The organism is Opitutaceae bacterium, from assembly GCA_015075305.1.
GTDB lineage: Bacteria > Verrucomicrobiota > Verrucomicrobiia > Opitutales > Opitutaceae > UBA6669.
Genome location: JABTUS010000008.1, coordinates 281,042 through 303,177, shown reverse-complemented (window position 1 = coordinate 303,177; position 22,136 = coordinate 281,042). Strand labels below are relative to the sequence as shown.

Annotated in this window: 14 protein-coding genes; 4 read left to right on the top strand and 10 right to left on the bottom strand. The window is 61.6% G+C overall.

Annotated features, from left to right (window positions below):
* The 5 genes from HS122_16390 to HS122_16370 all read right to left on the bottom strand — a co-directional run.
* Nucleotides 1-508 (bottom strand): GDP-mannose 4,6-dehydratase (locus HS122_16390; protein ID MBE7539976.1); only part of this gene is annotated, 508 nt, incomplete at its 3' end.
* A gap of 123 nt (nucleotides 509-631) precedes the next feature.
* Nucleotides 632-1,366: an iron-sulfur cluster repair di-iron protein gene (gene ric / locus HS122_16385; GenBank protein MBE7539975.1), complete on the bottom strand. Its 735-nt coding sequence runs from the start codon at nucleotides 1,364-1,366 to the stop codon at nucleotides 632-634.
* Between the two features lie 163 nt (nucleotides 1,367-1,529).
* The gene (locus HS122_16380) at nucleotides 1,530-3,425 is read right to left on the bottom strand and encodes a CocE/NonD family hydrolase (GenBank protein MBE7539974.1); all 1,896 of its coding nucleotides are present in this window, start codon (nucleotides 3,423-3,425) and stop codon (nucleotides 1,530-1,532) included.
* Nucleotides 3,426-3,557: 132 nt separating this feature from the next.
* Nucleotides 3,558-4,700, bottom strand: a complete 1,143-nt coding sequence (locus HS122_16375) for an acetylxylan esterase (protein MBE7539973.1) — start codon at nucleotides 4,698-4,700, stop codon at nucleotides 3,558-3,560.
* A gap of 117 nt (nucleotides 4,701-4,817) precedes the next feature.
* Nucleotides 4,818-8,132, bottom strand: coding sequence for a hypothetical protein (locus HS122_16370; GenBank protein ID MBE7539972.1), 3,315 nt, complete (start codon nucleotides 8,130-8,132; stop codon nucleotides 4,818-4,820).
* Between the two features lie 71 nt (nucleotides 8,133-8,203).
* Here HS122_16370 and HS122_16365 point away from each other — a divergent pair, with 71 nt between their 5' ends.
* On the top strand, nucleotides 8,204-9,319 hold the full coding sequence (locus HS122_16365) for an IS630 family transposase (GenBank protein MBE7539971.1): 1,116 nt from the start codon (nucleotides 8,204-8,206) through the stop codon (nucleotides 9,317-9,319).
* A gap of 30 nt (nucleotides 9,320-9,349) precedes the next feature.
* On the opposite strand, the gene HS122_16360 is transcribed toward HS122_16365, so the two are convergent.
* The 4 genes from HS122_16360 to HS122_16345 are packed head-to-tail and all read right to left on the bottom strand — an operon-like array spanning nucleotide 9,350 to nucleotide 16,161.
* Entirely contained in the window at nucleotides 9,350-10,510 is a 1,161-nt protein-coding gene (locus HS122_16360; GenBank protein ID MBE7539970.1) for a carbon-nitrogen hydrolase family protein, read from the bottom strand.
* A 13-nt stretch (nucleotides 10,511-10,523) separates the two neighbouring features.
* Nucleotides 10,524-12,035: an L-fucose/L-arabinose isomerase family protein gene (locus HS122_16355; GenBank protein ID MBE7539969.1), complete on the bottom strand. Its 1,512-nt coding sequence runs from the start codon at nucleotides 12,033-12,035 to the stop codon at nucleotides 10,524-10,526.
* Nucleotides 12,004-13,254: an MFS transporter gene (locus HS122_16350; GenBank protein ID MBE7539968.1), complete on the bottom strand. Its 1,251-nt coding sequence runs from the start codon at nucleotides 13,252-13,254 to the stop codon at nucleotides 12,004-12,006. The genes HS122_16355 and HS122_16350 overlap by 32 nt, the downstream gene beginning before the upstream one ends.
* A 30-nt stretch (nucleotides 13,255-13,284) precedes the next feature.
* Nucleotides 13,285-16,161, bottom strand: coding sequence for a Plug domain-containing protein (locus HS122_16345; GenBank protein MBE7539967.1), 2,877 nt, complete (start codon nucleotides 16,159-16,161; stop codon nucleotides 13,285-13,287).
* Between the two features lie 420 nt (nucleotides 16,162-16,581).
* On the opposite strand from HS122_16345, the gene HS122_16340 reads away from it, so the two are divergent.
* A complete protein-coding gene (locus tag HS122_16340) occupies nucleotides 16,582-17,382 on the top strand; it encodes an IclR family transcriptional regulator (protein ID MBE7539966.1) in 801 nt (266 codons plus the stop codon).
* On the opposite strand, the gene HS122_16335 is transcribed toward HS122_16340, so the two are convergent.
* Entirely contained in the window at nucleotides 17,369-17,704 is a 336-nt protein-coding gene (locus HS122_16335) for a helix-turn-helix transcriptional regulator (GenBank protein MBE7539965.1), read from the bottom strand. The genes HS122_16340 and HS122_16335 overlap by 14 nt on opposite strands.
* 181 nt (nucleotides 17,705-17,885) lie before the next feature.
* On the opposite strand from HS122_16335, the gene HS122_16330 reads away from it, so the two are divergent.
* Together HS122_16330 and HS122_16325 are read left to right on the top strand one after the other, a co-directional pair.
* Nucleotides 17,886-21,050, top strand: a complete 3,165-nt coding sequence (locus HS122_16330) for an efflux RND transporter permease subunit (protein ID MBE7539964.1) — start codon at nucleotides 17,886-17,888, stop codon at nucleotides 21,048-21,050.
* A 20-nt stretch (nucleotides 21,051-21,070) separates the two neighbouring features.
* On the top strand, nucleotides 21,071-22,111 hold the full coding sequence (locus HS122_16325) for an efflux RND transporter periplasmic adaptor subunit (GenBank protein MBE7539963.1): 1,041 nt from the start codon (nucleotides 21,071-21,073) through the stop codon (nucleotides 22,109-22,111).
* Nucleotides 22,112-22,136: the final 25 nt, after the last annotated feature.

The window sequence follows — 22,136 nt, the reverse complement described above, 5'->3', positions numbered from 1 at the left end:
TCCGCGCCACCCGGATATCGACCTTGTTCTCACGATGGTAGTCGAAGAACAGGGTCTCCGCGCATCGTTTGCCTTCATCGTAGCATGAGCGACGGCCGATCGGATTGACATTGCCCCAATAGGCTTCCGGCTGCGGATGGACGTGGGGATCACCATAGACCTCGCTTGTGCTCGCCTGAAAGACACGCGCCTTCAACCGCTTGGCCAGGCCGAGGCAGTTGATCGCGCCCATGACCGAGGTCTTGGTGGTCTTGATGGGATTGTACTGGTAGTGCGGCGGTGACGCCGGACACGCCAGATTGTAGATCTGGTCGACCTCGACCTTGAAGGGATCGATCACATCGTGGCGCACCAGTTCGAAAAACGGATTTGCCAGCAAGTGGGTGATGTTCCCCTTCCGCCCCGTGAAGAAATTGTCGAGGCAGATGACCTCATGCCCGTCACGGAGCAGACGATCGCAAAGATGAGAGCCCAGGAATCCGGCGCCGCCGGTGACCAAGATGCGCATGCCGCAGCAGGGTTAAGGGAACAGCGCCAGATTTCGAGAAAAACCTCTCCGTGAACAACTGACACCCATCGAAGCCCTTCCGCCCTGTCGACCCACGAGTCGGCGCGCGCGAAACCGCTCAAGCTAGACGTTCGCCGGCAGGCGTGCGAGCGCCCTCGGGAAAAGGATGTTGTTCTCCTTGTGCACGTGCAGGTGGAGATCCTCCTCAAAACGCGCGAGCCCCGCCAGCAGCGCGCGGTGCGTGTTGCACGACTCGGAATCCGGAGTGAAATTGTCCGTCAGGGTGCGCAGACGTTCAAGCGCCGCCCCGGTTTCCTGATGCTCCGCCTCCATCTCCGAGATCGGATCGGCGATCGAACCGCGCCTGCTGGGCAACTCGCCATTCTGGTCAAGCGCACGAACCAGCGGGAAAAGCACCTCCTCCTCCTTGGCCATGTGCTCGAACATTTCACGCGCCATGTCATGAACGGTCTGCGCCACCTCGGTCAGCCGCGCGTCACGGCCCGAGTGCTTCATGGCGACGCGCTGCGCCTGCTCCACGAGAACCGGGAGTTCCTCCTTGGTGAACGAATGATGCGTGCCCTCGATGTGATCCGCGAGCGCGCTCAGCGACATCGCCGCCGCATCGGTCGCCGTCGTGGCTGCGGCGGGCACCGCCTCCAGCACCGCAATGAACGTGTTCACATCCAGCCCGCGCTTGGCGCACGCCGCTGCAAGGGTGATCCTGCCGCCGCAGCAAAAGTCGATGCCAACGCGCTCAAAAACTCCGGACAGCAGCGGCCGGGCGGCCACTATGTGACCTACCATGCTCTCGGGCGTGATTTTCGAGGAATTCCTGTCTTGCGGTGATGTACTCATGATGGATGGGAAGACTCCCACTATAATCGCTTTTCGGATTTCCGCCTTGAGCTAGGTCAATTCGAAACGCGATTGTGGGAATCTTCGCCAGTGCTGCATCCCGTCGGATGGCGCACCGATTGCAGCCTCCCGCCGACGCGGAGGCTCCGAAGGAGAGCACCTCTTACTGCGCGGCGGGAATGACCGGCAGAACAATGTGCGAGGGATGCGAACGATCGTGCACCAGTGTGTTGGTGGCGATCACCACGCGGCGATTGTCCGCAAGCGGCTCCCCAGTGTTGGGATTCACGTCAAAGCGCGGGAAATTGCTGCTCGAAATGTCCACGCGGATGCGGTGGCCCTTCTTGAAGACGTTCGATGTCGGATAGATCCTGAGAGTGAAGGGATAGACTTTGCCGGGCTCCATCAGCTTCTCCTCCTTCAGCGAGTCGCGAAAGCGCGCGCGCACGATGCCGTCGCCAATGTTGAGATCAAAACCGTGCGGGAAGTCACCACTCGGTGGATACACATCGATCAGCTTCGCCGTGAAATCCGTGTCCACAGCGGACGACGACGCCCAGAACTTCACCTCGATCTCCCCGGTGACCTCAACGTCGGCCTCGAGCGGAGCGGTGCGGAAAACCAGGACGTCGTTGCGCGCCGAGATAGGAAGCGGATTCGGCCAGTTCCAGAACTGCGGCCCGCCCCGCTGGTCCCACGCGCCCTGCTGCATGATGTCGTCGCCCGAGGAGATCGGACCTCCGAGCGTCGGCACGGGGTCCCGCGGATCAAACTGGAAGCTCGTGCCTCCAGCCTTTGACGCCGGCTTCGTGGTGGAGAGCTCCCCTCCCGGTTGAAAATAGTAGGGCGTGTAGCGCGTGCGGGCCAGCGGCCATTCCCTTTCGTTGCGCCAGTAGCCGCCGTGGTTAAGCAGCCCCGACGCAGTCTTCCGGCCATCACCCGTGCCCATGACAAAAATCCGCACGTTTGTGGCAAACGGCGCCGAACGACCGACCGAGTTTTCGATACCCTTCAGCCAGTGATCATACCACTCGAGCCTCCAGGCCAGCGGATCGGGAATCGCGGCATCCGCGCCGAAGCTGGCCTGCCCATGCGCCGACTTTCCCTGATCGCCGTGGATCCACGGTCCCATGATGAGATAGACCGGCCCCTTGATCGCCTGACTCAGCGCAGTGAAGTTGGCGGTCGTGTTCCCACCCCAGGAATCGTACCAGCCGCCCACCAGGTAGACGGGCATGTCCTTGTAGCGCTTCGGATCCGCGAGGATGTTGTTCTGCGCCCAGAACGAATCGTCGGCGCCATGCCTCATCGCCTGGACGAGCCAGTCCTCGTACTCCGGTGCAAGCTGAAGCGGCGTCGTGCCCGGCCGGATGGGCAGGTGCTTGAGGTAGTTGAATCGCTGCCCGGAGAGCTCCATGAGCTCGGCGGCCGTGCCTGGATCGCGGCCCGCACGGCTGCCCTTGGTGACCTTGGTCATGATCCAGTTCCAGAAGCGCATCTCGAACGCGCCGGCATTGCGCAGGCTCTGACGGCCGATGTTCGACATCGCATCCACCGGAATGACGGTCGTGAGCTGCGGCACCTTCTCCAGAGCCATCGCATGCTGCGTGCCGCCGACATACGACGTTCCAAACATGCCGATCTTTCCGTCCGACCAGGATTGCCGGGCGATCCACGCGGCGCAATCCCAGCCGTCCCTGCCGTCGTCCGTCAGCATGTGCCACTCCCCTTCCGACGCAAAGCGCCCCCGCGTGTCCTGGGCGACAAACACATAACCGCGCGACGCGTAGTAGGGCCCGATTTCATTGAGCGGTGTCCAGGCGGTTTCCGACTTGTCGTACGGCGTGCGGGTGAGAACGACGGGGAACCTGCCGTCAGCTGGAATTCCGCCCCTGGCGGGCAGGTAGAGATCAGTGGCGAGCCTCACGCCATCGCGCATCGGGACCATCACATCCTTTCTCACGATGACTTCAAACTCGGGAGGACGGGCAAGACCGGCACTTGCGGCGAGCGCGACGAACACTGCGCACGCGGAGAACAGCTTTCTGGAGGTTTTCATGAGTGGTCGGGGTTGCGATTCACTGGATTCTTCAACTTTTGCGATTGGTGCTTCATCCCAATGCGAGCCACGGAATTCACGGGGCTGAAACGCACGGCAACCGTCGTTTCACCGTGACTCCCGGGCGGCCTTTCAGAGATGCCGGTCAAAAAAATCAAGCACGGCCGTCGTTTCATAAACATGGCCGCCTTCATGGACATTGAACTGAAAACGGTCCGCGAGACCGAGCTTCTCATAAAAGCTTCTCGTCCGCTCAACCTCGGGCCCGGCTTCAGCAAAATTGATGACCGTGTCCGCCCTGCCCAGCTGGAGCATGCAGGGCCTGGGGCAGATGAGCGCCATCGCCTGGAAACCACCCAGACCGCCGACGGTTTCGCGCTCGGGTGGGCGCGCAGTGCCTTCCGCCGAGCGTTTCAAAGTCATCGCATAGTCCTTCAAATAGCCGGAGGGCACGGCGACCTTGATGAAGGGATTCAACGCCGAGGCATACATCGTGTAGAAGCCACCCCAGGACAAACCCGTCATGCCCACGCGGTCGGTGTCGATCTCTTCGCGCGTCCTCATCAGCGTGCGCGTGCTTTCAATGATCTTGTACAATTCGAGCCCGACAATGCTCGTGCCCACCAGCTTAAGTTTGCGATCGAGTTCCTCACGCGCGACGCCCGGAATGACCGGGTCGCCGCAATAGCTGCAGTGCATCGCCAGCGCCGGGGCCCAGACAATGTAGCCGCGCTTCACCGCCTCGAATCCAAAATGCGTGTAGTTGGCCCGCGTATCGAGGTCACAGATCGCCTCCGGAGTTCCACCACCGCCATGCTGCGCAATGAGCAGCGGCGCCTTGGGGAGTCGCTTCTTCGGCACCATGTAGATGCCATAGGTGTCGACGCCGTCGACCACCTCGATCCAGACGCGATAAATGACGCTGTGGCGATCCTCACCAACCCGCTCGAATCGCCTGATGTTTCCCGGCTTCGCCCCAGGAGGCGGCGTGCCGAACTGGGCCTGGAGGAAGGCGCGGTAGGGAGCCAGGGACGCCTCGTAGGCCTTTGCATTCGAAAAGTCGGGCTTCACGCGCTCCATCGCCTCCTTCGCCTTTTCCTCCAGGAGCTTGTCGGCATACGATTTGACCTGCAGCTGCTGCTCCTCGCGAATCGGGAAGGAGCGCGAGAAGGGCTCGCGGTACTGCTCGGGAAGCTGCGGCTCCGCGGCGACGGCCGCTGCACAGGCAAGGAGCAACAAGGCGCTCACGCGCAACGGGGTCGAATTAGATTTCATGACTTTGAGGCTGTGTGGGTTCATAAGTAAAATGGACCGCGGGTGGCGGGGCTCGCACCCGTGGAAATCGTGATCATTGCGTTCGGTGCCGGCACGGCAGCATAGCCCGACCCTCCATCAATAGGCCACAAGCCGCACTGGGCCGAACAGTCCGGCTTCGATGACATCGAGCTCCTTCCACGGTTTTCGCTGTGAAACACTGATGTTGGTTCTCGTCAGGCTCGGCAGTTCACCCCTGGCCTCTCCAACCAGGCGATTGTGCCAGGTTCCAATCACCTCGATGACAATCTCGTTTTCGCCATCCTTCAGTGCGTGCGTGCAATCAACGCTGAACGGGTGCGTCCAGACCACTCCCTGCGACACACCGTTGATCCAGACCTCTCCAATCGCCCACAGTCGGCCGAGCTCGAGTTCAACGCGTGACGCACCCTCCCGCCATCCATCCGGAAGCATCACCGTGCGGCGATACTTTCCGGAGCCCGAGAAATAATGCAGCGCAGGATCCTTCTGTCTCGTCCAGGGCTCAGCGCGTGAAAGTTCAATTCGTCCTGGAGACCCCAGGGGAGACGAGAATTCAACACTCCATCCCTCGTCGAGCCACAGCGTCCTTCCAGTCGCAGGTGCTGCGACCGCAGCGGCGACGTCCCTGACACCCGGGGTGCCCTTCGCCCTGAAAATCACAAATCCTGAGCCACGCGCAGCGAAGGAAAGCGAAATGTCCATGCGATCGCGATCCCCGGAAACCGCATGCAGGCGCCGCACCGCACCATTGATCGGATCCCAGAATTCCGCGATGCGTCCGGCGACTCTGAACGAGACCGTCGCGCTCACCGGACCATCGGTCTTGTTGCGCACAAAATAGATGTCGTCCGAGCCATCCCGACGATGCGTGAAGTCGAGCGTATCGGGCGCAATGAAATCGGGTGAAAGGCCAAGTTCACTGAGCACCTGATGTTCCGGAACCCCCCAATGGACACTGCCCCTGCCCAGTTTCCGCCCGGTCCTTTGCCGTCCATCCAGTTCGCCCCAGACCTCCGCCGACAGCTCCCGCACCCGGCGATCGCTCTCCGGATAGTTCTGCAGACCCGTCGCCCGCGTCGGACGCGGTCCGATGATGACTGCTCCTGCCCGGACCAATTCATTGAGCTTCTCCAGCACCGGGGGGTGGATCGCGTCGGACTCCGGAAGAACAAGCACCGCGTAACTGGTGCCATCCGGAAGGGTGATCCGCCCGTCGCGAACGCTGAGCCGATGCAGGATTACGTCGGCATTCGTGACGTCATAGTCATAGCCCGGGCCCAGGGACCGGCGATTTCTTCTCGGGCCGACAAAATTCATCCCGCCATCGCCATAGTAGTACAGGACGTCGGCGACAAACCTCCCGCGCTGCAGCAGGAAGGAGCTTCGCGCAAGGTAGTCGAGAAATGGCTTCGCCTTCGGCCACCAGGTGACGCTCCGGCTGAGGTGGGTGCCCGCACCATAAACGAGCCCGGCAGTCCAAAATCCGGCGCTGGTGAGTCCGTGTGCCAGACAAAGTGATTGCCTCCTCGGTGACACACGGTCAGCGCTCGCCTTCAAATCCTGCGGCCCTTCCGCCCAGTGATGAAACGACGTGAAGGACTCCATGTGCACGCGCCGCTTGCCGTAAATATGAGCGGCCGACGCCGGCTCCTTGATGACATTCAGCGCATCGTTGTCCGGCCAGAACGGCCAGAACTCCCCCTGCACATTGTCGACGGTTCCATCGGCGAGCAGGGCGTCGACCGGCGGCGTGTGAATCGGTGGTCCCGGACCGCCGGCCTCCGACTTGACCTTCAGGCCGGCCGCGCGTGCAACCTCCACGGCGGTGCGATAGTACGCGTCGACGACAACCTCTCCGAGTGTCTTCTGATAATCAAAAAGGAACCGCTCCGTCTTCTCCTCGCTGCCGATGCGCGCGCCAAAGATCGCGGGCAGCCACGGTTCGAGTGCGTATCCGCGCCGTCGTTTGAATTCGCCGGCGAACACCGGTGACCAGACGCGACCCACCACCTCATAGCTCGCGAGGTAGAGATTCTCCAGACCGCGCTTGGAAAGGTCCGGCCCCAGGCCCTTCTTCAGCTGCTCGATCACATGATTCATGTGAATGCGTGTGGCCTCGGAGCTCAGGTGGTCGCTGGCAAGGCCCGTCGATGCCGGACTCGGCACCTTCAGCTTTTCACCGGTGACCATGCACACATAACGAAGGATCGTCCAATCGCCCGAAGGCGCATCCCAGTGCAGCCGTCCCTCCCGGTCCACCTTCGCTGTCACATTCAGCAACTCACTCTGATCACGGATGTCGAACGACGGCATCCCCGCCGTCGCAAATATGCCACCGGGGCCGCCGCGCACTCCATCATGGACATTGCCCGCCCTCCATGTCGTATAGGACAGGGGCGTGGGCGCACGCACAAGCAGCGCTCCATCGCGCGACTGATCAGCCTGGTGCGAACTCGCAAGGTTGCGATCCGAGCGGTCCAATACGCCGAACTCGCCGAGCGTCCAGCGCTCCCTTGATGCATCCTGGCCGCTGAGCAGGCGCAACCGCACGTGGGATCCTCGCGTACCCGGCGGCAGTTGAAAACGCTGGGGACCTTCCCCGGGCTCGAGCTGGCCGCGGAGCACCTCGGTGAAGTCCGCCTCATGCGTGCCTGTCGATGAAACCGCCACGGAAAACTCGCGCACCGGAGTCATGGTCGACGCCAATGCGGACGGCGGCTGGGGCCGTCCCTGGTCGAACACTATCGAGGCGAGGTCATGCACCCCGACCGGATCCAGGCGAAAGACAAATTCATGTGCGGCCAGTCTGCGCGGTTCGCGAACCGCCAGCACCGCGACGTCCTCCCAGAACGCAGGCCGCCCATCCGACCCAAGAGGAGCAATTCGCTCATGCTCCGGAAAGGGCAGCACCTCGTTGAGCTTCCGTCCGCCCTTGATCACTGTTTCGGTTGCGTAGAGGGCCATCACCGCATGCTTCGGATCAATCCACGGACCGCCCATGTCCCAACTGCTGATGACCGACATGTCGACCTGCATGCCCAATGCCTTTGCCCGATCAGCCGCAACCTGCAGTTGAGCGACCCAATCGGGACTAAGGAAGGCGGGCCCCGGTGTGGGAATGACTGCCGGATCGCCGCGCGCACCCATTTCAAACAAGAGAACGCCCCCAATCCCGGCCTCCTTCATCGCCTTCAGCTCCTCCACCGCAGTGGGCAGATGCACATGGCCGTTGAGCCAAAGCCAGTAAGTGTGTGGTCTCGCTTCCGGCGGCGGGGTGCGAAAACCTTCCTCTAGCTTCGGCACTCCGAATGCCGCTGGTGCGGCACTCGCACACGCCATGACGAGTGCAACGGAGAGTCCGAGCCCGCGCCTCAGGCGGGAAATCAAGTCAGATGCGTGGCGGAGGTCCATGGTGGCTGGATTCTAGTGTTCTGTTGCTGAAATGACTAGACTTAAAAGTCGTTATCGTTCAACCTGCAAGCATGAGCAGGAAACCGACGATTCTGACGGTCACGGCAGACCAACGTGGCGTTTTGGAGCGCTGGGTGGGCGCGCACGGTACGCCCCAGCAGGTGGTGAAGCGCTGCCGGATCATTTTGCGCAAGGCCGAAGGGCTGGACGATGCCACGATTGCGGAGGAGCTGGAGGTGAACCGGCACACCTGCCGGCTGTGGCGCCAGCGCTTTGTGTCCGCAGGTCCGCAAGGATTGTGGGACGTGGCGAATGGCCGCGGGCGCAAGCCGCGCCGAGGGCTGGCGAAAAGGATCGTCGAAGCGACGCTGCACACGAAGCCGCCGGGGCGGACGCACTGGAGCGCGCGAACCCTGGCGAAGGCGCAGGGCGTGCATGCGAGCACAGTCGCGCGTATCTGGCAGGAGCATGGGTTGCAGCCGCACCGACAGGAGACGTTCAAACTCTCCCGCGATCCACAGTTTGTGCCCAAACTGCTCGATGTGGTGGGCGTTTACCTCAACCCACCGCAAAACGCGGTGGTGCTCTGCGTGGACGAGAAAAGCCAGATTCAGGCGCTGGATCGCACGCAACCAGGCCTGCCGCTGAAGCGCGGTCGCTGCGGCACCTGGACGCACGACTACGTGCGCCATGGCACGACCACGCTGTTTGCCGCATTGAACGTGGCCGCCGGCAAGATCAGCGGCCACTGCTTCCCGCGCCACCGGCACATCGAGTTCCTGAAGTTCCTGCGACAAATCGACGCGGAATATGCCGAGGCGGACGAGCTCCATCTTATCGTCGACAATTACGGCACCCACAAACACGAGCGGGTGCAGCGCTGGCTCGCCCGGCGTCCACGCTTCAAACTGCACTTCATTCCCACCAGTTCGAGCTGGCTCAATCTGGTGGAGCGCTGGTTTGCCGAACTCACCGGCAAGGCGGTGCGTCGCGGCAGCTTCTCCAGTGTTCCCGATCTGATCAACTCGATCACCCGCTTCATCGAGCAATGGAACCAGGAGCCCACGCCATTTGTTTGGACCGCCAAGGCGGAGGACATCCTTGCCAGGATCGAACGCTGTCGTCGCCGGCTCGAGGCCATCCAGCCCGGTTGCACCCGGCGAAAGCCGCGCAAGAAGGCCGCATGATATATGTATAGTCATTTCCGCGACAGAACACTAGCGCGCCATGAGCGCTTTTCGAATACGCTCCACCTGGGCGTCCATCTGTTCCTGGCCCAGTTCCTTCATCATGGCACCGATCGACAGATTCGCATCGTTGGACCAAAAGAGCCCCGTGTCTTCGCGCGCATTCCAGAGAAATCCGACGCGATCTCCAAAGCGCTTCTGGAAGACACGGCCGTCGTCAACCTCCGGATTCCAATGAATGGCGGCCGAAACGAGATCAAAGCGGTGAACAAGCACCCCCGGCCGGGTCAGCTGGGCGTCGACAAGTCCGATGGGATTGAAGACGGTGACATTGTCGCGCGGAGTCGAATTGACGATCCAGTAGCGATTGCGCTGCGCGTACCAAGCCAGTGGAATGTTCTGCGGCGAGGCACTCGGAATCGCGACCAGTTCGGCACCCGAGGCGCCCAAGGCATTCCATCCGTCCTCAAAGGACATGTCCCAGCATATCTGAATGCCGAGCCGCCCAAAATCCGTCTTGAACACCGGCGCACCATCACCGGGGGTGACGCCATGTTCGAACACACCCGACTTGTCCGCGAGCGGATGCAGCTTGCGATAAACGCCGGCGACATTGCCCTTGCGATCAAACAAAACCGCGGCATTCCGATAGACCTCGCGGCCGCCGCTTGTCTCCGCCAGTTGCATCGGAAGGATCAGCCAGGTCCTTGCCCGCGCAGCCAGCGCTGCAACCTGCAGGACCTCCTTGTCATCCAGCCTCAACGCGCGATCGGCGGCAGTTCGCGCCGTCTCACCGCCCCGCTGAAGAGCGTTCTCGGGAAGAACAAAGAGATCGAGCCCCGCGCCAGGGTAGCGATGGTCCGCCTCCTTTTCAGCCTCGGAAACAAAGCGATCGAAGATGACGACCCGGTCCTCTGCATTCATCTTTCGCCCGAGGAAAGTACAGACGGTCGCCACAACCACCTTGCGCGGGGGCGACTTCAGCAACTCCGCCTGCCGCGCGGCGAGTGTGGGTTCATCCGCGACGGCAATCGATCCCGTGGCTGCCGCAATCACCATCCCGGCCAGCATGAGCAGGAACCTGTACCCGAGGTTTCGGAATCCCGCCCGAGTTTCGCTGTTCACCGCCTGGACAACGGGAGGCTCCGCCGTCCTTCGCCCGTGGTGCTGAATGTCCTGCAATGGATTCATGGCGGCAGGCCGGTCAGCGCCGGGCGCTTTGGTTGATGATGACCGTCTCAATGCCAAGGGCCTCGCCGAGGCGCCGCAGCGACTGAGCCCGATGCCCGACGCCAAGGGCAAAGTGATGGGTCGGCCCCTCCGCGACCCAGCGCTTGAGGAAGGTTCTCACGTCAGGAAGGAAAAAGCCGCGCGTATTGGTGTTGCCCGTTGCGGGAATAGGGCCGCGCACGCTCTCACCCTCCGCAACAATGAACTTGAACCGGCCCTGCGCATTCACCCCCACGCTGAGCATCGTGATCGGCCCCTCCTTGATTTTGAACTCCACGCTCGCGCCGTGTCCGGGCTTGCCATGGTACTTGATCAGGCTTCGCAGCACCGGCCTGCCATCCGCGATGTTGATGTGATGCGGTCCGTCGTGTCCGACCAGCACGAATCCCTCCTGGAAGTCGATCGGATGAAACTCGGCGAAGCTTCCCCCGATTCCCAGACGATCCATGATCAGCATCGCGATGCAGGTTTTGAGGTCCGATTCCCCGCACATGGGAAATCCCGCCGCGGTCAGCAGTGAGTTGCCCACGATCAGGTTGGTGACGATCTTCCGCAGATTGCTGCCCGGCTCGCCTTCGTAGTAGTAGGCCAGGCCGTCGAGCTGGTGGTGCGCGATGAACTTGTCCAGCGTTACGGCGATTTTCGCCGCGGTCGCGAGATCCTCCTCCGTCAATTTGCGGGTGAGTGGATCCGCTTTCGGATCCGGCGTGTCAAACAGGTTCAGGATCTCCCGGCACTTCGCCTGGGTTTCAGCGTCGGTCACCTCACGCTCAAATCGAAGCAGGTCGTCGGCCTCCGTCTGCACCAGGTGGCAGCCGAACGCTGCCGTGAGCGCCGTCTGGTCGGTCTGCATGTCTAACATGTGCTCGATCGGATGGCCAAAATGGCCGATGCGCGCACGCTTGAGATCGTGCAGCACCATCGCGATGTCGCACCACTCGACAATCTCCGCCTCGGCGGCGGGATCGTCATGAAGCGTGCCGAGGATCACCTCGGGCGGGCGTTTTCCCATGCGGATGGCGACCCCGGTGAACTCCGGCACGGAGCAGAAGTCATCGTTGGCAAGCTGCATGTGCGTCGTGGCGCGCGGATAGTCCAGGGCGCCCAGCGGCTGCAGGGCGACAAGCACAACCGGGATGTCCAGCGATCGAATGACGATGGCGAACGTAGCCGATGTTGCGTAGGTCACCATGTCGCAGAAAACAAGGTCAAGATCGGCAGCCTTGAGCTTCGGCACGAGCGCATACGCCGCCTGCGCGCGGTCGATCAGACCGAAATTGGTGACGCTCACACCGGTGGCGGCCACCTTTTCGACCAGCACATCGATCTTCCCCTTCAACTCATCCTGAAGGCCTGGAAATTGGTTCCAGTAGGCATGGTATCCCACGCCGAAGATCCCCACGCGCGCCGTGCGCGGTTTGCGGCGCGCGATGCGGTGCCGGGAAGGGGCGGTTTCAGGAAGATGCGGGGAAGCTAGCGCTTGCATGTGAAGGATTGGCTGAGATGCGGCCGGTGCGGATGATCACCCAGGCGAGCGGATAGACCACCGCGGAGGCGAGAAATATGGGACCGAACGAATAGTGATCGACGACGGGACCGATCACGAGATTGGAGAGCATGCCGGCGATACCGCCGCACATTCCGGTAAGGCCGACGGTGGTGGCGATCTCGTTTTGTGCGACGGTTTCGCCGATCAGCGTCATGAAGTTCGCGATCCAGATCCCATGCGCAAAAAGCAGGACCGCCATCAGGGTGATGGCCAGCGCCGGGGTGCCGGCCAGGGCGGCGGCGAACGAGGCGGGCGTCAGGAGCGCAGCGACCAGCATGAGCCGCATCCTTGCGCGCCTCCGGTCCCAGCCACGGCGTATCAGGGAATCGGATACGAAACCCGCCGAGATGTTGGAGATTTCCAGGGCGACGAACGGGATCCAGAGCAGCGCGCCTATTTCGCCAAGGGACATGCCCCTCTCGCGGTTGAGGTACTGCGGGATCCAGAACATGTAGAAATAGAAGACCGGATCAAAGCAGAACCGCGCAACCAGAAGCCGGCGCACCTCGGGCCTCGCCAGGAGATCCCGCCAGCGCGCACCGGACCGCTCCCCCGGTTCACGCCGCACCTGCGGCACACCCGCAAAGGCGCACCGCCAGGCGATCCACCAGATGAATCCAAGGACCGCGGTTGCCGCAAACGCTCCCCGCCAGCCCATGGTCGCGGCGGCCCAGACCGTGAGCGGGGGCGCCACAATGGCGCCAAGCGCGGATCCGCTGTTGGCAAAGCCGACACCGAAGCCCCGGCGTTCCGCCGGCATCCATTCGACCGCACCCTTGGTTGTACCGGGGAAACAGGGCCCCTCACCCACCCCGAGGAAGAATCTCGCGACACCCAGGCTCCAGGGGCCCGTCACGAACGCATGCGCCGCGCTCGCCAGGGACCAGAACCCGACGGAAAAGGACAGTCCGCGCCGTGTTCCCAGCCGGTCCATGATCCATCCCCCAAGCGCGGCCATGACGGTGTAGCTGAGCACGAACGCGAAGACGATCCGTGAATAGACAGTGTTGGAAAGCCCGAACTCCGCGGTGATTTTCGGCGCCAGGATGCTCAGAACCTGCCGGTCGAGGAAGCACAGCGCCGCTGCAAAAAACAGCAGCGTGCACAGGACCATCGCCCGGCGCGGGCTGATGCCCGGCTCAGAGTGCGCATTCATGGGGGGACTCCCGAAGGACGGAGTTCCACATCACAGATCCAGGGAGAACGACACCCTCCAGCTTCCAGGCGCGCGTGGCGTCACACGCCACAGGCGGCTGCCATCGGCGGAGTATCGAAGCACCTGAATATCGCGGTTGTTCAGGACATTGTATCCATTCAGCTGAACACGCCAGTTGGTGCGTTTGCCAAAGATGTCCGTCCGCCCGGAGTATCCGACCAATGTGTCGAACTCCAGGATCTCGGGACCGTGCAGGACCCCGCCATAGACCGGGCGTCCTGCGTCGTTCAGGCCAGTGACCTGGCGCTGCACACGATTCTGGCTCTGCCAGCGCATGCCGCCACCGACGAAGAATCCGCGCAGCTTTCCAGAGCTGAAGGCATAGCGTGTGAAGAAATTCGCCTTATAGGGACGGTTGTTGAAGCCGAACGCACCGGCATTGCGAAGGTCGTCCACGGCGAGCACCATGCTCTGCAGACGCTGCGAGACATCAACCGGCGCGTTGTTCTGATCCACCAGACCAGCGGGATTGCCGAACTTCTGAAGAAAGGCTTTTTCCTTGTCGAACCACGGCTCGAACTCCGAGAAGATGTTGCTTCGATCCAGTTTCGTATAGGAGGCGGAAGCGGTCAGCGTCCAGTTGCGTGACGGATTGAACTTGATGTCGGCCTCGTAGCCGGTGGTCACGTCATCCGACATGCCATCAACGATCGCCCCGCCGTAGGTGCCCGCGCTGCCTCGCGACTTGATGTAGATGAATCTCGACATGGCGTCCGCCTGGGTGATGTACGGCTGTCCGGTGGCGGGATTGATCGAGGTCATGAAGGCGCTGACGATCCGATCATAATCCTGCACCACGGAACTGGCCCGGTTGACGGGATTTCCCGGATTCTCCCCCTTGAAATAGGTCAGGCGGATCGCGAGCTTGTCCTCCATGAACCTAAGCATGACACCCATGTCATTGCCCTTGCCCTGAACCGGATTGGGAACGTCAAAGTTGTTCTCGATGGTCCGGCGGCTCGTGTTGGCGGGTGCTACATTCGTGGCCTGATTGGCAAAGAGCGAGAACAGGGGATTCACGTGCCAGACGATGCCCGCCGTATAGGTTTTGAACGTATCCTCGTTGATCTTGATGTAGTCGTCCGTCAGGTAGCTCTCACCCGCAAAGCGCTTCCCGGAGGTCACCCGTGGATCCGTCGCCGCCAGGCGATCGGAAATTCTATTCAGTGTCGCATAATCATCGCGCCGGTATCCGGCCGAAACAAAGACATGCTTGTTGAACAATGCGCTCTGCGTGGCCAGCACATAGGTATCGGCCGTCGACTTGTTTCCAGAGATGCTGTTGTCGACAAAGCTCTTGATGTAGTCGATGCCGTTCACTCTCACGAGTTTGTTGTCCTCGAAGGTGCCGGCATACCAGGAACGGTAGTCCTGACCCGGCGTAATGTAGGTGCGGTAATCAACGCGATTGTTGGCATTGCGAACATCCACATTGGCGATCGGCGCCTTTGTCTGGGCGTTGACGAGGACCTGGTTGCCCTGGAGCTGCGTGAATATGTTTTCACTGGTCTCGAACATCGCGAGAATCTTGTGGTCGCCAAACTTGTTGAGATTCAGGTTGTACAGCGCTGAGACCCGCAGCGCCTCGTTGTCGTCTGAATTGAATGTGCGAAGGGGCGCGCCGTCGATGTAGTAGCGGCCGACATTGGGATTGGCCTTCACGCCGCCCGCCCCATTGGGAATATAGAGATTCGGATCGGCTGAAATCTGCGTATCCAGGCGCTTGGCGGTGCCTGATGCGGTCTCCTTCTGATAGCTGACATCGAGGAAGAGATTGTCGCCGATCGGCTGTTCAAGCCGCACGAAAAGGCGCTCGATGTCGCTCAGGCTGGTCGTGTCGGGTCCATAACCGACCTGATAGGGTGCAACAAGATTCGACTGGTACGGTCCGTTCCGATCGGCCTCCTCCTGACTGGCTGGCAGGAGCGTGGGAAACGTGTCTCGAAACACCGTTGGATTCCAGCCGGGCACGACGCCCACGAGGGAGTTGAACTGAGCAGCCGTCTCGTAGAAACTCGTGCTCGTGTACAGATTCATCCCCCCAAGAGTGGGATTGATCGTGTTGGCGAAAACATCGCCCGTGTTGGTCACGACATACTGGCGGTTTCCGGCGATGCGCTCAAGGCCCCGTGCCGCCGCCGCCGCCGTGCTGAGCGCCACCGTGCCACGATTGTCAACGAGACGAACCGAGTCCGGCAGCGTCTCCCAAAAGGATGTGTTGTCCGACATGTTCTGCGGAACCGACCATTTGCCAGACAGGTCGGCATTCTCATAGGACGCCACAATGTTGGTGCCCATTTTCCGAAAGGGAACGATCCGGATTGAGCCCGTGACACGGTTGTCCTCGCGATCATCCCAATAGCGCCAGCTGTCCTGCCGGGCATGCATGCCCATAACGCGCAGGGCGACGCGGTTGGGAATGACAACGACATTCATGTCGGTTGAGGCACGGTAATTCTCCCACCGGCCGGCATGGGTCTGGAAACGATAGTGATTGCCCCGTAGCTCCGCCTGAAGCGTCGACGTGTTGATGGAGCCAGCCGAATTCGCCACGCCAAAAAGCACACTGTTGGGTCCGGATGCGAAATCGAAGCGACCCGTGTTGTATGAATCGACTGGCATCCTCGAACGGAAAAAGTCGGTCAGGCTGGATCCCGACAACCCGCGATTGTTGATGCGCGTGCTCTGGAGCCCTGCATCAAGATAGAACATCGTCGGATCAGGACGATTCTGATCATAATCAATGTTGGAATTGACCCCGTACTCCAGCACCTGCGCGAGACTCGTCGCTCCGAGGTCCTGAAGGAATTCCTCGGTGAACACGGAGATGGTGGACGCAGAGTCCATCAGCCGCGTATTGAAACGACTCGCAGCAAGCGAGTCACCAGCTGCATATCCCTTGTCACGACTTGTGGATACATCGAAAGGACTGAGCACAATCGTGTCTCTCTCCTGAGGTCTTGTCCCGTCGGATTGCGGGGCAGACGTCGATTGGCCGGATAGCACGCTCGCCGACAAGGCCAACGCTATGCAGACAGGCGTCACTCGGGCAAAAACGAGCCGAACGCGCCCACAGGTATTCTTGTGGAATGATATCATGGGGATGTTTGGTGGGGAGGATTGAGAAGAACGCAGCCGAGCACTGAGCCAGTCACTGTTCTTTCTGTGTGAACAGCGATTAGCTAATCTGAACACCAAACGCGTATCAAGAGAATTTTGTCAGAAAAAACCTATTGTCTATTCAACACCGCTGAACACTCTTGAGAAATGGGCTTAATCCAATCCGTTGACAAAGCGTTGCGCATACTTCAAGCGCTGGACGCACACGGCGGGTGGATGGGTGTCAGGGAACTTGCGCGAACCATCGGCCTGTCGCCGCCAACAACGCATAATCTTCTAAAGACCCTGCTCGCGCGAAACTTCGTGGAGACAAGCCGCGAGACCAAACAGTACCGTCTCGGACTCGCGGCGGTCATCATGGGCGCAGCAGCGGATCCGCTGAACAGCATGCGCGATTTCTGCCGTCCCTACATTGAGTCACTCGCAAGCGAGTTTGCGGAAACAGTGGTCGTTCTGACCTGGCGAAGCGATCACGCCTTCGTGGTGGATTGGATCCAGGCGGATCATCCCCTTTCCGTCACGCACGACCACGGCATGGTCGAGCATCCGATCGTCTTCGCCACAGGCCGCGTGCTACTCGCCTATCAGCCTCGATCGGTGCAACTCAGCTATTCTGCCAAGGAGGACCTGGCAAAATTTCTGCCCAATTCGCCGGCCAACGCCCGGGAGATGACCGAGTTGCTCGATCAGATCGGCCGCGACGGTTTCGCTATCACCAGCAATGTTTCCAACAGCGGCATCGCGGCCGTCGCCACCCCGATATTTGAGGCCAACGGCCAGGCCATTCTGGCCATCGGCTTCAGCGCGCCAATCTCACGCAGCACGGATGTCCAGATATCCTTCGTCCTATCCCGCCTGAAGGAGATCAGCCGGGAAATGTCGCAGAAACTCGGGGGAGCGGGACAGACCCGCGGCAGTCCGGGGGAAACCGTTCTCAGCGCTTCCTGAAAACCTCGCCCTGCAGTTCGCGAATGCGCGCCTGCACCTCGCGCAGCGCCCGTCTGCCAACGGACGTCGCCTGATAGTGCGTCACCGCCGGCCCCGTGCCCGCCCTGGCTTGCTCGACCGTCTTCAGCCAGCCCAGCCGGCACAGCCTTGTGAGCATGGGATAGAGCGTGCCGGGACTCACGCGATACCCGTGCTCGCGCAGCTCCTCGATCATCCAGTTCGCAACAAAGGGAGCCTCGCACGCGTGATGAAGGATGTGAACCTTCCAAAGCGGGCGCAGAATTTCGCGCTCGACGGCGGATGATCCCGTTTCCTTACTCATCAGTTACGGTGGCCGTAAACGACGGCCGTTAAAACTTTCCCACGAAACGGCATGACGATGAAATTCCCCTGTAACCCTGCGCGATGCGCCGCGTCTTTGTCAATTCCCGGAAATCCCGGCATGCCTCTCGCACCCTCAAGCACACCCCGGCCCGGCCCCCCCTGATCTCCAGACGTCACACATGAACATCCTCGATGCGGCGCTTCGCCGTCCCCTAACCGTCGTGGTCCTGGTGGTAGCGGTCGCGCTCGCGGCGGGTCTGGCCATCCAGCGGATGTCGCGCGACATCTTTCCACCGCTCGGCGTGCCGACCATCTATGTCGCCCAGCCCTACGGGGGCATGGATCCCGCGCAGATGGAGGGCTACCTGACCTACCGGTACGAATACCACTTTCTCTACATCGCAGGGATCTCCCATGTGGAGTCCAAATCCATCCAGGGAGCCTCCATCATGAAGCTCCAGTTCCACCCCGGCACGGACATGTCGCAGGCGCTCTCGGAAACCATCGCCTACGTCAACCGTTCGCGCGCGTTCATGCCCGAAGGCACGCCGGCGCCCTTCGTCACGCGGTTCGACGCCGGAAGCGTCGCGGTCGGCTATCTGGTGTTCTCCTCCGACAACCCCAACCGCACGCTCGGGGAAATGCAGGACCAGGCGCTGAACCGCGTGCGGCCGACATTCGCCACCCTACCCGGAGTTTCCGCGCCGCCCCCCTTCGGAGGGAGCTCCCGGGGCATCATCATCAATGTCAACCCCGAGCGCATGCGCGCCTACGGGCTCTCACCCGACGAAATCGTCCAGGCGGTCGCCGAGGCGAATCCGATCAGTCCGTCGGGCAACATGAATCTCGGCGACAAGTATCCGATCGTGGAAATGAACTCGATCGTCAAAGACCCCAGGGATCTCGAGTCAGTCCCTCTCCGCCGCGTCGGTGACAAGGCTGTCTTTCTGCGGGACGTGGGAACGGTCCAGGACGGTGCGGACGTGACGACCAGCTACGCGCTCGCGAACGGACTGCGCACCGTGTACCTCCCGGTCACCAAACGCGCCGACGCCTCGACCCTCGATGTCGTCGAACTCGTGAAGAAAAACATTCCCGAGTTTCAAAAGATCCTGCCGGACGACATCAAGGTCCGCTACGTCTTCGATCAATCGCCCGTCGTCAACCGCTCGATCCGCGATGTCATGAAGGAGGGAGGCTTGGGCGCCATCCTCACGGGGGTGATGGTGCTGCTCTTTCTGCGCGACTGGCGGAGCGTGTTCATTGTCCTCATCAATATCCCTCTTTCGCTGCTGAGCGCCGTTTTCGCCCTCTGGGTCACCGGGCAGTCGATTCACCTCATGACACTGGGCGGTCTTGCGCTCGCCATCGGCATCCTGGTCGATGAGTCGACCGTCGCCGTTGAGAACATTCACACGCACATGGCCGGAGGCGTTTCCCCATCGCAGGCGGCTTACACGGGGACGAAGGAGACTGCCCTGCCCCGCCTGCTGGCCATGCTCTGCATACTCTCCGTTTTCATTCCTGCATTCTTCATGGTGGGCGCTGCAAAGGCGCTCTTCGTGCCCATGGCGCTCGCCGTGGGCTTCTCGATGATCGCATCCTACCTCCTCTCAAGCACGCTGGTTCCCATCCTCTCAATCTGGCTGCTGCGTCGTCACGTTTCGCAGATTCACGAGGCATCCTATTTCGAAAAGCTGAAATCCGCGTACGCGAAACTGCTTCGCGCGATCGTCGCCGTCCGCTGGCCTCTGGCGGCAGCATACATTGTCGCCTGCGCTGCCGTGGTCTGGTTCGTCGGCGGCGGACTGGGTACCGAAATTTTCCCCCGCACCGACAACGGCCAGTTTGCCGTGCGGCTCCGCGCCCCGAGCGGCACGAGGGTTGACGTCACGGAATCGATCGCACGGAAGGTTCTCGACACAATCAATCGCGAGGCCGGCGGAGAGGACAAGGTCGAGGTCTCCATAGGCATGGTTGGCGTGCACAACTCCAGCTTTCCCGTGAACCTCATTCACCTCTGGAACGGCGGTCCCGAGGAGGGATGGCTCGCTGTTCAGTTCAAGCCTGAAACCCGGATACCCATGGAGGCGTTCATCGAGAGGCTTCGCGGCGTCTTCGCCCGGGAGTTTCCTGACGTCCGTTTCTCCTTCGAGCCGCAGGACATCGTTTCCCGCGTCATGAGCTTCGGTTCACCAACGCCCGTTGAGATCGCCATCAGCGGCTCGTCACTGGCGGTCAGCAAGTCCTACGCCGATCGCATCATCGCGCAACTGGCCAGGATTCCCTACCTGCGGGACGTGCAGATCGCCCAGACGCTCGACTACCCGACCGTCACCGTAAACGTCGACCGCGAGCGGGCCGGGCTGCTCGGTGTGAAGATGGCCGATGTGACCCGCTCGCTGGTCGCCGCGACCACTTCGAGTCGCTTCACGAAGCCGGTCTACTGGGCCGATCCGGCAACCGGCATCAGCTACAATGTTCAGGTGCAGATTCCCGAGGCGCGCACCACAACCGTCGAGGACATCGGCAACGTCCCCGTCAAATCATCGGGCGGCGATCCGGTCCTTCTGCGCAATCTTGCCGCGATCGGAAGCGGCACATCGCCGGGAATCTATGAGCGCTACAATGTCGCGCGGCTCGTGAGCATCACCGCGAATCTTCATGGGACCGATCTCGGCACGGCCATGAAGGCGATCCGCAGGGCGGTTGCCGACGCGGGCCCCGCGCCCGAGGCGCGCACGAAGGTTGATTATCGAGGACAGACCATTCCGCTCACGCAGCTCCTCGACGGATTTCGCTCCGGCCTCGTGATCGCGATCGTGGTGATCTTCCTCCTGCTCATCGCGAACTTCCAGTCGGTGCGCCTCGCGCTGGCCGTCGTTTCAACCGTGCCTGCCGTTCTCGCAGGGGTCGTGCTCGCCCTCCGCCTGACGGGCACCACGTTGAACATCCAATCCTCAATGGGCGCGATCATGGCCGTCGGTGTCGCCGTTGCGAATTCCATCCTGCTGGTCACCTTCTCGGAAAAGGCCAGGATCTCCACCGCCGACCCGATCTCAGGTGCGGTCACCGGAGGCAGCAGCCGCCTTCGCCCGATCCTGATGACCGGCTGCGCCATGATTGCAGGCATGCTGCCGCTCGCCCTGGGAGCGGGCGAAGGAGGCGACCAGACCGCACCCCTGGGCCGAGCCGTGGTTGGCGGACTGGCGCTCGCCACTGTCGCGACGCTCTTCGTTCTTCCCGCCTTCTTTGCCATTCTCGCCGGCAGAAAAGTCCGAGCGGTCTCGCTGCATCCCGACGACTCCGGACAGGAGCGTGCTCCATCAACATCCACCCTTTGAGCAACTTTCTTCGCAATCCCATGAGCTTACTTCGTGCATCCAGCATCATGCTGGCCCTGGCCGGCGCAGCGACGTGCCCTGCGCAAAACTCACCCGACGTCCAAGTGGTTTCTCCCCACCGGGGCGGAATATACCGGTATGTGACGCTTCCCGGTACCATGCGCGCCAACCATCAGGTGACGCTGCATGCCAAAGTGGCCGGCTACCTGAAGTCGATCGCGGTCGACACCGGTGATGTCGTCAAGGCCGGTCAGGTGCTCGCTGAACTGGAAATGCCGGAGCTTCTGGCCGAACTTTCCCGCCAGCAATCCGAGCTCAAGGTGGCGCAATTTGAAGTGGAGCGCATCCACAAGGCGCGCAACAAGGCCCCGGATCTCATCACTCCCCAGGCTGCGGACGCCGCGGAAGCGAGGCTCTCGACCGCGCAGGCGGGAATCGAGCAATTCGAGACAATGCTCGGCTACGCGAAAATCGTGGCGCCGTTCGACGGCATCGTTACCCAGCGCAACATTGACCCGGGCGCACTGGTGCCCGCGGCCACAGGCGGCGGCAACGCACAGGCTGCGGCCATCCTCACCTTGATGGACTACTCAACCATCCGCATCCACGTTCCCGTGCCGGAGATCGAAGCCGCGCGCATCCGCACAGGGCAGCCCGTGGTCGTCACGACGGAATCCCTGCCGGGAATGGTGTTCAAGGGCGAAGTGAGCCGCCACTCCGGCGCCCTGGACGAACGCACCCGCACGCTTTTCGTGGAGGCGGATCTCGCAAACACGGACCTGACCCTGCGTCCCGGGATGTACGCAAACGTGAAGATCGGTGTCGAACACCACAGGGATTCACTTCTGGTGCCTGCGCCCGCCCTCGTGCGCGAAAAGGCTGCGGGCTTCCTCTTTCTGTTCGAGGACGGGAAGGCGAAACGCGTGCCGGTGAAGTACGGTTTCAACGACGGCAGCGACGTGGAGATTCTGGACGAGCTCCCCGCCAATGCCCGCGTCATTCTCCCTGGAAAGGCGACGCTGGTGAATGGTCAGTCAGTCAACGTGGCGGGGGGCAAATGAACGGATCAACCGCACCACTCCGGCG